This is a genomic window from Caulobacter sp. 602-2, assembly GCF_011043625.1.
GTDB lineage: Bacteria > Pseudomonadota > Alphaproteobacteria > Caulobacterales > Caulobacteraceae > Caulobacter.
Window position 1 is genome coordinate 1 of the sequence record NZ_JAAKGT010000003.1, and the last position, 13,498, is coordinate 13,498.

The following is a 13,498-nucleotide window of genomic DNA, read 5'->3' on the forward strand; positions in this document are numbered from 1 at the left end:
TTATCCCCTGCTCAATAAGAGCCCCGCCCAGCCGGCGGCACAAAAACACCGAGTGTTTGTCATTCGACATTCCGCGCCGAAGCGCAATCACCAACTGATGACTACTCAAAAGAAATTTTCATGTGGCCAAAGTTTGCGGCGCCCAATGATCGAGCGTCACAAACACGCAGCCGACCGTCCGGGGTCGGAATGGCTGTCAAACTTGGCCATAAAGGGCGTTAATCACCCTGACGATGAAAAGAGCAGGGTTCGAACAAGAAATATACTTACCGGCGTCGCCTATCAGGCGATCACATCGGACAAGCGCCGGCCGCCGCATTCAAACGTGCATTCGGCAGGCTTGCCGGCAAGGTTAACGGCCGCGTCGATGGCCCCGCCCCGCGCCCTGGATGCATCCTGAGGATGCTTGCGCGGGGGCCTGGGCGGACCCAGTCTCGCATGGCGAAGCTGGACGTTTTGCGATGGATGCCCTGCCGACGCCGCTTCATGCGTCCGACGGCGCCGCCCGCCTGCAAAGGCTGAACCGGCGGTTGGAGAGGCTGCGCGAACTGGCCGAGATCCAGGCCATGCTGGCCGGCGCCGAGGTGGACGGCGAAGCCTTCATGCAGATCGTCGTCGACCGCGTGCATCACCTGCTGGGCGGCCGGGGCGTGGTGGTCGAACTGGTCGACGGCGAGGACATGGTCTATCGCGCCGTCAGCGCCGGATCGGAGGCGCATCTTGGGCTGCGCATCCCCCGCGCCGGCAGCCTGTCGGGTCTGTGCGTCGAGCAGGCCCAGATCCTGGTCTGCGAGGACAGCGAACACGACGCTCGCGTCGACCGCGAGGCCTGCCGCAAGGTGGGGCTGCGCTCGATGCTGTGCGCGCCGCTGTTCGACGGCGACCACGCCATCGGCGTGCTCAAGGCCATGGCCGCGCGCACCCGCGCCTTCGGTTTCGAGGACGTCGAACTGCTGCGCCACATGAGCCAGACCCTGGGCGCGGCGATCGCCAAGCGCGCCAGCTTCAGCGCCCTGCGCCGGCTGCTTCAGGAACGCACCGCGGCCTTCGAGCGCGTCGAGCGGCGCAATCACCGGCTGGCCCTGCTGACAGAGCAGCTGCGCGAGGCCAAGGCCGAGGCCGAAGCCGCCAACCGCGCCAAGTCCGACTTCCTGGCGGCCATGAGCCACGAGTTGCGCACGCCGCTGAACGGTCTGGTCGGCTTTTCCGAACTGCTGGCCCGCGACAACCTCGCCCCCGAAAGGCGGGCCGCCTATCGCGACTTCGTCCACGACGCCGCCCGCTCGCTGCTGACCATCGTCGACGACATTCTCGACCTGTCGCGGGTCGAGGCCGGCAAGCTCGAACTGCAGGCCGGCGAGGTCGATCCGGTCCGCCTGGTGGAAAGCTGCGTGGCCATGGTCCGCCCGCAGGCCCTGGCCAAGACCCTGGCGATCACCACCAGCATCGGACCGGGCGCGGACCGCCGGATCGCCGGCGACGCCAACCGCCTGCGCCAGGTGCTGCTGAACCTGCTCAATAACGCTGTGAAGTTCACCGCCGCCGGCGGCGTCTCGGTGACGCTGGAGGCGACCGGCCCGCCGGAGGCGCCGGCCCTGCGCGTCATGGTCTCCGACACCGGCATGGGCGTCGCCCCCGAAGCGCGCGAGCGATTGTTCCAGGCCTTCGGCCAGGCCGACGCCTCGATCCACCCGCGCTACGGCGGCGCCGGCCTTGGGCTGGCGATCAGCAAGCGCCTGGTCGAGGCCATGGGCGGCACGATCGGCTTCGACAGCGTCGAGGGCGAAGGCTCGACCTTTCGGTTCGAGATCCCCGCGACGCCCGCCCAGCCCCAGACGGCCGTCGAGCCCGCGCCGACCAGCGCCCCGCGCCTGCGGATCCTGGTCGTCGACGACACCGACATCAACCGCGCCCTGGCCGAGGCGGTGCTGGGCTCGGCCGGCCACCTGGTGAGCGGCGCGGCCGACGGCGCGACGGGCGTGGCGGCCGTCCGCGACGGCGCCTTCGACGTGGTGCTGATGGACGTGCGCATGCCGGGGATGGACGGCCTTGCGGCCACGCGGGCGATCCGCGCCCTGCCTCCGCCGGCCGGCGGCGTGCCGATCCTGGCCCTGACCGCCAACGCCCTGCCTTCCGAGATCGCCGCCTGCCTGGAGGCCGGCATGGACGGCCACGTGGCCAAGCCGATCGACATCGCCGCCCTGCTGGCGAAGGTCAGCGAGGCGGCGGCGGGCTCTCGAAAGCAGACAGACTAGGCGCCCACTGAGGGTGGTTTGCGGGCGTCAGATCGCTGCCGTCCCGCATCTCGCCAGAAGGACTGAAAGGGTTTCCGTACCGTCGACAGCGTGCGCCTGAGCGGCGGAGAGATAGCGAAGCAGAAGCGCTCGTAGATCGTGGGGCGCCTTTGGACATTCTACGGAGGTGATACGCACTCGGTCGCCTATTGCTTCCAGCTTGAAGACTTGCCCATCAGGCCCATAGGCGGCGGGGTAGACGCCATCTCGGACATCAATGGCTTCAAGATAGGACTCGGCCACACTCACTGACGAAAAGAACAGTGCGGGCTCGTCAGCCTCAACGATGAGCTCGATGCTGGGCATAACCTATTCGTCTGAGACCAAGACATGAGGGTAATGCTCTGCATCCCACTCGTCCTTCCGCAGATAGATCTTCCCGTAGCCGATCACCGTCTGCCCATCACCGTAGGCCTTGGTAGACATAATGATGTCCCCAATCCCATCCGGGTCGAGATGGAGATGCTCATCGGTCTCGTTGAGCGCCTGCAATTCGCGGATCAGCTTCGAGCGCCCCGCTTCGTTGAGAAATAGCTCGAAGAACGAGCCATCATCCGAAATGGTCATGGTTATGCGGGGTTTGCTCATCGCAGGAAGCTAGCTCCTCTTCACTTTTGATGGTCCCGTATGGTCGAAGCTAGCTCGTGGTGTCCGCCGACGTCTGCGGCTTCGGAGGGCGTCTGGCCCCATTCGTTGCGAAGTCCGTCTGAGGCTCCCGCTGCGAGTAGCGCGATCGTCGCGGATCGATGGCCCGCCATCGCCGCGTAGTGGAGTGGCGTATGCCCCAGATCGCCTTTGGCGTTGATGTCGCTTCCCAAGCGCAGCAGGTCCCAGACATCTTCAACGCTCCCTCCATGAGCGGCTCGGTGAAGCAAAATATCGCCATCGCTGTCGCGGCTATCGACGCTGACGAACTGTTTCTCTGCCGGCCAATCGTAGGGAGCAGCAACCTGGTCGAGCGTGCGATCCGTATAGTTCGGGCCCAATCCTCGTCGGGAACCTTTCGATCGCATGACCACTCAGCTCGACCTAAAGACGAATGGTCGCGCAAACTTCCAATGGCCGCAATGGATCGCGAACCGAATTTGGTTTGGCCGCACAATCCAGACCATCAAGTCGCCGCCGCGAGCAAGTCTCGGCTTTCGTCGATAAATACCCTGTCGGCGAGAACGGCGGCAGCCTGAGAGACCCCCCTCAGTCCCCGATGAAGCGGTAGCCGACCCCCGGTTCGGTCAGCAGGATTTTCGGATGGGCCGGGTCGGCCTCGAGCTTCTGGCGCAGCTGGCCGACGAACACCCGCAGGTACTGGGTGTCGTGCATGTGGGCGGGGCCCCAGACCGAGGTCAGCAGTTCCTTGTGGGTCAGCACCTTGCCGCGGCCCAGCGCCAGGCGCGCCAGCACCTCGTATTCGCGCGGCGAGACCTTCACCACCGCCCCGTCGCGGGTGACCAGGCGCTTTTCGAGATCCAGCTCCACCGCCCCGGCCCGGATAGGGCCGACCGGCGCCTGGGTGGCCGCCTTCTGGCGCAGGGCCACGCGCAGCCGGGCCAGCAGCTCGCCCACGCCGAACGGCTTTTCGACATAGTCGTTGGCGCCCCGGTCCAGCGCCTCGATCTTCTCGATCTCGCGGTCGCGGGCCGACAAGATCAGGATCGGGCCGTCGTAGAAGGCGCGGGCCTTCTCCAGCACCTCCTTGCCGTCCATGTCGGGCAGACCAAGGTCCAGCACCACCGCGTCGGGAGACCACAGGGCGATGCCGCGCAGGCCCTCCTGGCCGCCGTCGGCGCGCAGCGGGTCGTAACCGGCCGCGTCCAGCGCGGGGCCGAGGAACCGGTGGATCTGCGGCTCGTCGTCGATGACCAGGATGCGGGGGCGAAGCGCGCTCATGAACCGCTCATAGCAGATGGTGCGGGGTGGCGACGCCCTTGGGCAGGCTGATCAGCATCCGCGTGCCCTTGCCGTCGTGGATCGGGCTGGCGGCGGCGATGCGGCCGCCCATGGCCTCGACGAAGCCCTTGGCGATCGCCAGCCCCAGCCCCACGCCCTGGCTGGCGTTCGGCGAGCGGTCGCTGGGATCCTGCAGGCGGCGGAACTTCTCGAACACCCGCACGAGGTCGGCCGGCGGAATGCCCCTGCCCTCGTCCTCGATGCTGATGACGACGTGGGCGCGGTCCTCGTAGGCGGCGACCTCGATCCGCGCGCCGGGCGGGCTGTAGGCGATGGCGTTCTCCAGGATGTTGACCGCCACCTGCTCCAGCAGGCTGGGGTCGGCCTGGACGAGACTGAGCGTCTCGGGGAAGTCGCGCGTCAGCACCCGGCCCTCCAGGCGGCGGGCTACCCGGTCGGCGGCGGCCGCCAGCACGTCGCGCACGTCGATCCAGTCGGTGCGCAGCTTCAGCCCGCCGCCCTCGATGCGGGTCATGTCCAGAAGGTTGGCGACATAGCCGTTGAGGCGCTCGGCCTCTTCCTTGATGCCGAGGGCGAGATCGGCGCGCCCCGGCGGCGACAGCTTGTCGCCGTAGTCGATCAGGGTGGTGGCCGCGCCCAGCACCGTGGTCAGCGGCGTGCGCAGGTCATGGCTGATGGAGTTCAGCAGGGCGTTGCGGAAGCGGTCGGAGCGGCGCAGGGCCTCGGCCTCGACAGCCCCGGCCGCCAGTTCGGCGCGCTGCAGGGCCACCGCGCCCTGGTCGAGCAGGGCCAGCAGCAGGCGCTCCTCGTCCGATCCTGACGCCAGGGCGCCGGCCTCGATCCCGGCGACGCCGGCGCGGGCGCCCAACCCCTCCAGCGGCCAGAAGGTCCAGGCGGCCTGCGGCAGGGTGCCGGTGCCGGCTCCGGCGGGCTCGCCCTTCTCCCAGGCCCAGCGGGCGGCGGCCATCGGGGCGGTTCCAAGATCGGCCACATCCGGCGCCCCCGCCGCCGGCGCCAGCTCGCCGTCCTCGGGCAGGAACACTACCGCCCGCGCGCCGGAGGCGGCGGCCGCCTGTTCGGCCAGCGCCTTGGCCACCGCCGCCTTGCCCGACGCGGCCGACAGGGTGCGGCTGGCGGCCAGCAGGCTGGTCACGCTGGCCGCGCGCCGCTGCGAGCCCAAGGCCTGGTCGCGCACCCGCCCCGCCAGCCCACCCGTGGCCAGGGCCACGGCCCAGAACACGATCAGGGTCAGCACGTCGGTCGGCGAGCCGATGGCCAGGCTGTAGCGCGGCGCCAGGAAGAAGTAGTTGTAGACGAGGAAGGCCCCCGTCGCCGCCGCCAGGGCCGGGCGCAGGCCGTGCATGACCCCCGCCGCCAGCACGGCGGCCAGGTAGATCATCCCCAGCTCCACCCGGTCGAAGGCGGTGTCCAGCGCCCAGGCGACCAGGCTGGCGGCGGCCACGAAGCCGCCGCCGGTCAGGTAGGCGGGCCAGTCGAAGCGGCGCGGCCTGGGCGCGGGCGCCTCGGCCGCCCCCTCGCCGCCGGCGCCGGTGACCACGTGGATCGCCTGGCCGTGCGCCTCGCGCAGCAGAGCCGTCGCCAGCGAGCGGCCGGTCAGCTCGCGCCATCGGGAATCCTTCGATTTGCCGATGACGATCTGGGTGACGTTGTTGCGCCGGGCCCAGGCCATGACCGTGGCGACCACGTCGGCCCCGGTCAGCACGACGGTGGAGCCGCCCAGTTGCTCGGCCAGCTTCAGCGCCTCGCGGGTGCGGGCGGCGGCGGCCTCGGGCGGCGGCGGACGGTCGGGACGCTCGACATGGGCCACGGTCCACGGCGCGTCCATCATCATGTCCGACAGTCGGCGGCCGGCGCGCACGAGGCCCGCCGCCATGCCGTCGCCGCCGGCCAGGACGAGGATCCGCTCGCCCGCCGCCCACGGCCCCTCGACGCCCTTCTCGCGCATCGCCGCGACCAGCTGGTCGTCGACGGTCTGGGCCGCGCGGCGCAGGGCCAATTCGCGCAGCGCCGTGAGGTTTTCGACCTTGAAGAAGTTCTCCGAGGCCAGCCGCGCGGTCTCGGGGACATAGACCTTGCCCGCCGCCATCCGCTCGCGCAGCTCGTCGGGGGTGATGTCGATCAGCTCGATGTCGTCCGCCCGCGCCAGCGCGCTGTCGGGCACGGTCTCGCGCTGGCGCGAGCCGGTGATGCGCAGGACGACGTCGACCAGGCTCTCCAGGTGCTGGACGTTCAGCGTGGTCCAGACGTCGACGCCCGCGGCCAGGATCTCCTCGACGTCCTGCCAGCGCTTGGGGTGGCGCGAGCCGGGCGCGTTGGAGTGGGCGTACTCGTCGACCAGCAGCAGCTTGGGCCGCCGCTCCAGCGCCGCGTCGAGGTCGAACTCCAGATAGCTGCGCCCCCGGTTTTCCACGGGGCGGCGGGGTAACACGTCGAGGCCGCGCAGCAGGCTCTCGGTCTCGCGGCGGCCGTGGGTCTCGACCACGCCGACCAGCACGTCCTGGCCCTCGGCCTTGCGACGGCGGGCGGCGCGCAGCATCTCGTAGGTCTTGCCCACGCCCGGCGCCATGCCCAGGAACACCTTGAGGCGCCCCCGGCGGGCCTTGTTGGCGGCCGCCAGAAGCGCCTCGGGGTCGGGGCGGCCCCTTTCGGGGTATGCGGAGGGGTCGCCCGCCAACGACTAGCCGACCATCGGGAAGCGCGCGTCGAGCGCCCGGTTGACGTCCAGCACGTTGACCCGCGGCTGGCCGACGAAGCCCAGCAGCGGCGGCTTGACGGCCGCGTCGATCATCCCCAGCACCTCGCCGCGCGGCGCGTTGCGGGCGGCGGCGATGCGGGACGCCTGCAAGCGGGCATAGGCCGGCGAGATGTCCGGATCCAGGCCCGAGCCGGACGTCGTGACCGCGTCGGCCGGAATGACCGCGCCGGGAAACTCGGCCCTCAGAGCGTCGGCGTCGGTCTTCTCGCGCTCGATCAGCTTGTCGTTCAGCGGACCCATGTTGGAACCGCTGGACGCCGAGGCGTCATAGCCGTTCCCCGCCGCCGACGGACGGCCATGCAGGTAGCCCGGCTTGGTGAAGACCTGGCCGATCAGTTCCGAGCCGACGACCTGTCCGTGCGCGTCGCGGACGAGCGAGCCGCCCGCCTGCGCCGGGAACGCGGCCTGGGCCACGCCGGTGATCGCCAGCGGATAGGCCAGGCCCAGCAGGATGGTGAAGAGGCCCATCGAAACGAGGGCCGGGCGAAGGTGCGAGATCATGACCTTCCAGCTCCTTTCCTAGAACCGCTTCGAGACGCCGACGTACAGTTGCGCGTCGGGGGTGTCGCGGTTCAATCCGAAATTGGCGCCGGCGTCCAGTTGCAGGGTCGGCGCGACGAGATAGGCGGCGGCGACGTCGGCCGAGACCTGGGTCACCGTGTCGGCGGGGTCGAAATTGGTGCTGGTCCACAGTTCGCCGACGAGGGAGAGGCGATCGGTGACCGGACGGGCCAGGTTGACGACGTTGGTCACCGCCGCGTGGCGGCCGTCGCCGTCGGCGTCGAGCAGCAGATCGACCTGCGGCCCGAAGGTCAGGGTGGCGCCCGAAAGCGCGATGCTGATCGGCGCGGCCACGCCGCCCTCCACCTCGTCGTTGCCCAGGCCCTTGGCCGCCGTCGGGATCTTCACGTAGGGCAGCAGGGCGACGGTGACCTTGTCGCCGGAATGGACGCGGGTCTTGTACCGGATCCACACGTCGCCGACGCCGTCGGTCTTGTCGTCGAGCCCCGGCCCCTTCACGCGGGCCTGCAGATAGGGCGTCCAGGTCACCTGAAGGTCGCTGGTGTCGGAAAGGCCGTACTTGAGGGTCGTGGCGGCCACGGCGGTCGTCTCGGCCTTGAGCCCCGAGGCCTTCACCTGGGTCCAGTTCACGCCGTCGGCCTCGACCTGCCAGGCGCCCTTGGGGACCGAGCAGGTGCTGTTGGCCTTGGTGGGGCGGTCGGTGCAGATCGGGGCCTCGTCCGCCCAGGCGGCGGTGGCGGCGAGGGTCGAGGCGGTGATCACGAGAAACGCGAACTTGCGCATTTGAATTGTCGTCTTTCGAGGAGGAGAAATCACTGGCCGCCGAGATTGGCCGCCAGGCAGACGATCCCGATCGCCACGAGGCCGAAGACCAGATCCCTTAAAATCGAACCTGGGGCGATCGAGCCCGGAGCGATCGGGCGTTTCATCAGGCCAGCCCCAGGGCGGAGACGGCCATGTCGATGAGCTTGATGCCGACGAACGGAGCCACCAGGCCGCCGACGCCGTAGATCAGCAGGTTGCGCGACAAGAGCTTGCCGGCGCCGATGGCCCGGTACTTCACGCCTTTCAGGGCCAGCGGGATCAGGGCGACGATCACCAGGGCGTTGAAGATCACCGCCGACAGGATCGCGCTCTGCGGGCTGTGCAGGCCCATGATGTTCAACCCGCCTAGAGCCGGCAGGGCGACCACGAACATCGCCGGGATGATGGCGAAGTACTTGGCCACGTCGTTGGCGATCGAGAACGTCGTCAGCGCGCCGCGGGTGATCAGCATCTGCTTGCCGACCTCGACGATCTCGATGACCTTGGTCGGGTCGCTGTCGAGGTCGACCATGTTGCCGGCCTCGCGGGCGGCCTGGGCGCCGGTCTGCATGGCCACGCCGACATCGGCCTGGGCGAGTGCGGGCGCGTCGTTGGCGCCGTCGCCGCACATGGCCACCAGGCGACCCTTGGCCTGCTCGGCGCGGATCAGGCGCAGCTTGTCCTCGGGGGTGGCTTCGGCGAGGAAGTCATCGACGCCAGCTTCCGAGGCGATCGCCGCGGCCGTCACCGGGTTGTCGCCGGTGATCATCACCGTGCGCAGGCCCATGCGGCGGAGGTCCGCGAACCTGGCCTTCACGCCGGGTTTGACGACGTCCTTCAGGTGGATGACGCCGACCAGGACGCCGTCCTCGCTGACCGCCAGGGGCGTGCCGCCCGAGCGGGCGATACGGTCGACGGCGGCCATCACCTCGCCGGGGATGCGCTTGGGATCGATGGCCAGGCTGCGATAGACAGCGTCCACCGCGCCCTTGCGCCACGAGCGGCCGTCGACATCCAGGCCCGACTGGCGCGTGGTCGCGCTGAACGGGATGGCGGTCGCGCCGGCCGGCGCCTCCAGAGCCAGGCCCTGCTGGCGGCCCAGCTCGACGATCGAGCGGCCTTCGGGCGTCTCGTCGGCCAGCGAGGCCATGACGGCGGCGCGCAGGGCCGCGTCGGGACGCACGCCGGGGGCGGCGATCACTTCGGTGGCCATGCGGTTGCCGAAGGTGATGGTGCCGGTCTTGTCGAGCAGCAGGGTGTCGACGTCGCCGGCCGCTTCCACCGCGCGGCCCGAGGTGGCCAGCACGTTGACCTTCAGCAGGCGGTCCATGCCGGCGATGCCGACGGCCGACAGAAGCCCGCCGATGGTCGTCGGGATCAGGGTGATGAACAGCGCGCCCAGCACCAGCGGATCCAGGGCGACGCCCGAGAACTTGCCCAGGCCCAGCAGGGTGACCACCGCGATCAGGAAGATCAGGGTCAGGCCCGCCAGCAGCACGGCCAGCGCGATCTCGTTGGGCGTCTTGCGGCGGTCGGCGCCCTCGACCATGGCGATCATGCGGTCGAGGAAGGTCGAGCCCGGCGCGGCGGTGACCCGCACCTTGATCCAGTCGGAGACGACGGTGGTGCCGCCGGTCACGGCCGAGCGGTCGCCGCCGCTCTCGCGGATCACCGGCGCGCTTTCGCCGGTGATGGCCGCTTCGTTGACGCTGGCCATGCCCTCGACGATCTCGCCGTCGGTGGGGACCACGTCGCCGGCCTCGACCAGCACCAGTTCGCCGGGAACCAGCTTGTGGGCCGGGGTCGGGATGATCGTGCCGGCCTGCTCGTCGATGATCAGCTTGGCCTTGGTGGTGACGCGGGCGGCCCGCAGGCTGTCGGCGGCGGCCTTGCCGCGGCCCTCGGCCACGCTCTCGGCCAGGTTGGCGAAGAGCACGGTGGCCCAGAGCCACAGCGAGACCTGCACGGCGAAGCCGGCCGACTGCTGGGCGGCGATGGCGGCGACGGCCGAGACCGTCGACAGCAGCGCCACGATCCAGGTTGCGAAGATCACCGGATTGCCGGTCAGCTTGCGCGGGTCGAGCTTGAGGAAGGCGTCCTTGGCCGCGCGGGCCAGGATCGGGGTCGAGAGGCCGCCGGCGAGGCTGGCGGCTTTACGCCGTCCGCCCTCGCCCGCCTCGATGTCGTAGGTGGTCATGGAAGTGCGCTTTCGATCAGCGGCCGGCGACGAAGGCGAGCGCCTGGAAGTGCTCGACGATCGGTCCCAGCGCCAGAGCGGGGAAGAACTGCAGGCCGCCGAGGATCAGGATCACCCCGATCAGGAGGCCGACGAAGAGGCCGCCGTGGGTCGGCATGGCGCCGGCCGTCGGGGCGAGCTTGGGCTTGGCCGCCAGGGCGCCGGCGATGGCCAGCACCGCGACGATGGGAGCAAACCGCCCGAACATCATCGCCACGCCCAAGGTGGTGTTCCACCAGGGGGCGTTAGCCGTCAGGCCGCCGAAGGCCGAGCCGTTGTTGGCCGTGGTCGAGACGTAGGCGTAGAGGATCTCCGACAGGCCGTGGGGACCGGCGTGCATCAGGCCCTTCAGCGCCTCGGGCAGGATCGCGGCCAGGGCGGCGAAGCCCAGCATGAACAGCGGGATCACCAGCACGGCCAGCATGGCGAACTGGATCTCGCGGGCCTCGATCTTCTTGCCCAGGTACTCGGGCGTGCGGCCCACCATCAAGCCGGCGACGAACACCGCCAGCAGGGCCATGACGACCATGATGGCGATCCCCGAGCCGATGCCGCCGGGCAGGATCTCGCCCAGCTGCATCAGGAACATCGTCACCCCGCCACCCAGCGGCATCAGGCTGGAGTGCATGCCGTTGACCGAGCCGTTGGAGGCCCCGGTGGTCATGGCCGCCCAGGCGGCGGTCGAGGGCGCGCCGAAGCGGACCTCCTTGCCTTCCATGTTCACCGAGGTGTCGACATGGGCGGCGACCTGGGCCGGCGGAGCCTGCGTCTCGGTGGCGTAGATGCTCGCCGCGCCGGCGCTCAGCAGCACCGCGGCGGCGATGACGAGGGCGCGCACGTCCTTCTTGGCCAGCACGCTGCGGCCGAAGGCGAAGAACGCCGCCCAGCCCAGCACGTTGATCGACACGGCCGTGATCAGGTTGGTCAGCGGCGTGGGGTTCTCGAACGGGTGAGCCGAGTTGACGTTGAAGATGCCGCCGCCGTTGATACCCAGCTGCTTGACCGCCAGCTGGCTGGCGGTGGCGAACAGCGAGATCTTCTGCTCGCCGCCTTCGAGCGTGTGAGCCGTGACGCCGGCGGCCAGGGTCTGGGGCACGCCCAGGGCCACCAGCACGATGGCCACCACCACGCACAGCGGCAGCAGCACCCACAGCGTGGTGCGGATCACGTCGCTCCAGAAGTTGCCGACATCCTCGCCCTTGTTGGCGATGAAGCCGCGGGCCAGAGCCGCGGCGATGGCGGCGCCGGTGGCGGCCGAGACGAAGTTCTGCACCGTCAGCACCAGCATCTGGCTGAGCGTCGACATGGTGGTCTCGCCGCCATAGCTCTGCCAGTTGGTGTTGGTCACGAAGCTGACGGCGGTGTTGAACGCCAGGTGCGGCGACAGGCCTGCGAACCCTTGCGGGTTCAGCGGCAGCACGCCCTGCAGGCGCAGCACGCCATAGACCAGGAAGAAGCCGACGGCGTTGAAGGCCAGGAGCGCGCCGGCATAGCCGATCCAGCTCTGGCCCTTGCGCGGGTCGATGCCGCCGGCCGCGTAGAAGAGACGCTCGACCGGGGCCAGCACCGGGTCGAGCCAGGTGCGTTCGCCGTTCCAGACGCGCGACATGTACACGCCCAGCGGCCAGCCCAAGCCGACCGCCAGGCCAAGCGTCAGGGCGATCTCCGCCCATCCTTGCCAGTTCATTTGAGGTTATCCGAGGATCGTCAGAACCGGTCCGGCCGCATCAGGGCCGTGACCATGTAGGCCGCGACGACGATCGCCCCGGCCCCCCACAGCGCGTTCACGAACAGGGTCATGCGCGCCTCAATGCGACGGCGAACAGGCCGAAGAGCGCAAACAGCCCTCCGCCCAGCGCCAGAAAAACGATGTCAGCCATGTCGGCCTCCTTCCGGGTTGGCGCGGAAGGGACCACGGAGCCGCGTAAGGGCTCCATTCGGGAGACGTATGGGCCGCATAAGCGCCGCATAAAGACGGGACGCAGAGCCGGCCCAGGCGGCGCATGCTGCAATGCAGCACAAGAACAGCCGTCCAGTGACGGCCTTTCCGCCTCGCTGGAAACTAGGCCGTCAGCCTTGCGAACAAGGCGTTTTCGTGACGAGCGCCCTGATCGACGGTTATTGTGGCGCGCGCGAAACTTTGTCCTTGTTTGCAGCGCAAAATCGCGAAACGGTGGAAGCCTTCCCTCGTCGAACGCGTTCTTGGGCTCATGTCACCGCTGTTCCCCACCTTGGTCATCCTGGCCCTGCTGGCGCTGCTGGTCTGGCCCAGCGTCGAACCCCGCCTGCGCCGCCGGCTGCGCGGGCGCGGCAAGCGTCGCGGCTATTTCCGGGACTGATCACCCCGCCCCCAATCGCCCGATCCGCGCAATCGCGCGAGACCTCTTCCCTCGCGCGAGCGGAATGAGGTAAGAGCGAACTTGATCGCGTTCCGCGATCATCTTGCTCGGGGGAGCACCAATTGAAGAAGTTGATCCTGGCGGCCGTCGGCTGCCTGAGCCTTTCCGCGTGCGCGACGGTGACGCGCGGATCCAGCGACGCGTGGGAAGTCAGTAGCGATCCGGGCGGGGCGCGCGTCGAGACGACCAACGGCCATTTCTGCGAAGCCACGCCGTGCGCCATCCGCATGAAGCGCAAGAGCCAGTTCGTGGCGACGGTGACCAAGCCCGGCTACGAGCCGGCCAAGATCACCGTCACGCACAAGACCGCGGGCGCCGGGGCGGCCGGCGTCGCCGGCAACGTGCTTGTCGGCGGCGTCATCGGCCTGGGCGTCGACGCCTTCTCGGGCGCGTCGCAGGACCTGGTGCCCAATCCGGCCTTCGTGAAGCTGGAGCCGATCAAGACCGCCCAGCCCGCGACCGGCGCGACCCCCGCTCCGGCCGAAAAGGCCGCCGCCCCCGCTCCGGCTCCGGCCGCGACCCCGGCGGCGTCCCCGACCCCGGCGGGCAACTAGGCCCG

12 protein-coding genes are annotated in these 13,498 nt (G+C 69.5%); 5 read left to right on the plus strand and 7 right to left on the minus strand.

What is annotated here, in order from left to right; all coding sequences use genetic code 11:
- The coding region (locus tag G5B46_RS24180; RefSeq protein ID WP_205691561.1) for a hypothetical protein at nt 1-400 on the plus strand (400 nt) is incomplete at its 5' end.
- Between the two features lie 61 nt (nt 401-461).
- Nucleotides 462-2,255, plus strand: coding sequence for an ATP-binding protein (locus tag G5B46_RS08080; RefSeq protein ID WP_165257619.1), 1,794 nt, complete (start codon nt 462-464; stop codon nt 2,253-2,255).
- A 348-nt stretch (nt 2,256-2,603) separates the two neighbouring features.
- Here G5B46_RS08080 and G5B46_RS08085 read toward each other — a convergent pair whose 3' ends face one another.
- The gene (locus tag G5B46_RS08085; protein ID WP_165257621.1) at nt 2,604-2,882 is read right to left on the minus strand and encodes a hypothetical protein; all 279 of its coding nucleotides are present in this window, start codon (nt 2,880-2,882) and stop codon (nt 2,604-2,606) included.
- A gap of 191 nt (nt 2,883-3,073) precedes the next feature.
- Between G5B46_RS08085 and G5B46_RS24360 the strand changes: the two genes are divergently transcribed.
- A complete protein-coding gene (locus G5B46_RS24360) occupies nt 3,074-3,478 on the plus strand; it encodes a hypothetical protein (RefSeq protein ID WP_240903409.1) in 405 nt (134 codons plus the stop codon).
- A 10-nt stretch (nt 3,479-3,488) separates the two neighbouring features.
- On the opposite strand, the gene G5B46_RS08095 is transcribed toward G5B46_RS24360, so the two are convergent.
- The 6 genes from G5B46_RS08095 to kdpA all read right to left on the minus strand — a co-directional run bounded on the left by G5B46_RS08095 (nt 3,489) and on the right by kdpA (nt 12,227).
- On the minus strand, nt 3,489-4,181 hold the full coding sequence (locus G5B46_RS08095) for a response regulator (RefSeq protein WP_165257625.1): 693 nt from the start codon (nt 4,179-4,181) through the stop codon (nt 3,489-3,491).
- Between the two features lie 7 nt (nt 4,182-4,188).
- Entirely contained in the window at nt 4,189-6,897 is a 2,709-nt protein-coding gene (locus G5B46_RS08100; protein WP_165257627.1) for a sensor histidine kinase KdpD, read from the minus strand.
- Nucleotides 6,898-6,900: 3 nt separating this feature from the next.
- Complete coding sequence (gene kdpC / locus G5B46_RS08105) at nt 6,901-7,479, minus strand: potassium-transporting ATPase subunit KdpC (RefSeq protein ID WP_165257629.1); 579 nt, start codon at nt 7,477-7,479, stop codon at nt 6,901-6,903.
- Nucleotides 7,480-7,497: 18 nt separating this feature from the next.
- Entirely contained in the window at nt 7,498-8,283 is a 786-nt protein-coding gene (locus G5B46_RS08110) for a transporter (RefSeq protein WP_165257631.1), read from the minus strand.
- A gap of 145 nt (nt 8,284-8,428) precedes the next feature.
- Nucleotides 8,429-10,501, minus strand: a complete 2,073-nt coding sequence (gene kdpB, locus G5B46_RS08115) for a potassium-transporting ATPase subunit KdpB (RefSeq protein WP_165257633.1) — start codon at nt 10,499-10,501, stop codon at nt 8,429-8,431.
- A 16-nt stretch (nt 10,502-10,517) separates the two neighbouring features.
- The gene (gene kdpA, locus G5B46_RS08120) at nt 10,518-12,227 is read right to left on the minus strand and encodes a potassium-transporting ATPase subunit KdpA (RefSeq protein WP_165257635.1); all 1,710 of its coding nucleotides are present in this window, start codon (nt 12,225-12,227) and stop codon (nt 10,518-10,520) included.
- A 523-nt stretch (nt 12,228-12,750) separates the two neighbouring features.
- Here kdpA and G5B46_RS24690 point away from each other — a divergent pair.
- Together G5B46_RS24690 and G5B46_RS08130 are read left to right on the plus strand one after the other, a co-directional pair.
- Complete coding sequence (locus G5B46_RS24690; protein WP_276611534.1) at nt 12,751-12,879, plus strand: hypothetical protein; 129 nt, start codon at nt 12,751-12,753, stop codon at nt 12,877-12,879.
- A gap of 122 nt (nt 12,880-13,001) precedes the next feature.
- Nucleotides 13,002-13,493: a PEGA domain-containing protein gene (locus G5B46_RS08130; protein WP_205691562.1), complete on the plus strand. Its 492-nt coding sequence runs from the start codon at nt 13,002-13,004 to the stop codon at nt 13,491-13,493.
- Nucleotides 13,494-13,498 lie beyond the last annotated feature (5 nt).

Bases quoted from the DNA above. Each gene is read 5' to 3' on its own strand.
- G5B46_RS08080 (WP_165257619.1), top strand. From the start codon at position 462: ATGGATGCCCTGCCGACGCCGCTTCATGCGTCCGACGGCGCCGCCCGC.
- G5B46_RS08085 (WP_165257621.1), bottom strand. From the start codon at position 2,882: ATGAGCAAACCCCGCATAACCATGACCATTTCGGATGATGGCTCGTTC.
- G5B46_RS24360 (WP_240903409.1), top strand. From the start codon at position 3,074: ATGCCCCAGATCGCCTTTGGCGTTGATGTCGCTTCCCAAGCGCAGCAG.
- G5B46_RS08095 (WP_165257625.1), bottom strand. From the start codon at position 4,181: ATGAGCGCGCTTCGCCCCCGCATCCTGGTCATCGACGACGAGCCGCAG.
- kdpC (WP_165257629.1), bottom strand. From the start codon at position 7,479: ATGATCTCGCACCTTCGCCCGGCCCTCGTTTCGATGGGCCTCTTCACC.
- G5B46_RS08110 (WP_165257631.1), bottom strand. From the start codon at position 8,283: ATGCGCAAGTTCGCGTTTCTCGTGATCACCGCCTCGACCCTCGCCGCC.
- kdpB (WP_165257633.1), bottom strand. From the start codon at position 10,501: ATGACCACCTACGACATCGAGGCGGGCGAGGGCGGACGGCGTAAAGCC.
- kdpA (WP_165257635.1), bottom strand. From the start codon at position 12,227: ATGAACTGGCAAGGATGGGCGGAGATCGCCCTGACGCTTGGCCTGGCG.
- G5B46_RS24690 (WP_276611534.1), top strand. From the start codon at position 12,751: ATGTCACCGCTGTTCCCCACCTTGGTCATCCTGGCCCTGCTGGCGCTG.